This is a genomic window from Mesorhizobium sp. M0437, assembly GCF_040321335.1.
Classification (GTDB): domain Bacteria; phylum Pseudomonadota; class Alphaproteobacteria; order Rhizobiales; family Rhizobiaceae; genus Mesorhizobium.
This window is the reverse complement of sequence record NZ_JAMYRK010000254.1, coordinates 1-662: the sequence shown is the minus strand read 5'-3', so window position 1 is coordinate 662 and position 662 is coordinate 1. Positions and strand designations below refer to the sequence as shown.

Annotated in this window: 1 protein-coding gene; it reads right to left on the bottom strand. The window is 63.4% G+C overall.

Going from position 1 to position 662, the window contains the following annotated elements:
* Positions 1-662, bottom strand: a 662-nt coding sequence (locus NKI72_RS35325) for an AMP-binding protein (protein WP_352852302.1), incomplete at both ends; no start/stop codon positions are given.

Here is a 662-nt window from a genome sequence, read left to right as displayed (position 1 = left end):
ACCGCTCGGCCGTCAGCTCCGGCCGGTTCAGGTAGCCACGCGCAACCCCCGCCCCGCCGATATAGAGCTCGCCCACCGCCCCGAACGGCACCGGCTGACCATGAGCGTCCAGAAGATAGATCCGCGTGTTGGCGATCGGACGGCCGATCGTTTCAACGACGGTGTCTCCCCTGGGCATGCAAATCCAGGTCGAGTACGTCGTTGTCTCGGAAGGGGCGTATAGGTTACAGATCTTCTCGACGCGGCTGTGCTCGAAGATTCTCTCGATCAGAGCTGCGCTCAGCGCTTCGCCCGCCAAATTGATGGCGCTTGCCGCGGCGGGGACTGCTTCCTTGGCGAGCAGAGCGGCGATCGCAGAGGGGACTGTATTGATCAGCGAGACGTCCAAAGGCGTTTGCGCCAGCGCCAGCGCATTGTCGACGAGATAGAGCGTGCCGCCCTGTGACAGGGTAGCGAAGCACTCGTAGACGGACAGATCAAAGCTGATCGAAGTGGAGAACAGCATGCGGCTGGTCTGTGCTTGCGCGTAGACGCGGCTACTCCAACGCAGCAGGTTCACGGTGCTTTGATGCTCGACCATGACGCCCTTGGGCGTCCCGGTGGAGCCCGAGGTGTAGATGATGTAGGCGAGCTGGCGGGGGGTGAGCCCCAGCGCGCGCGGG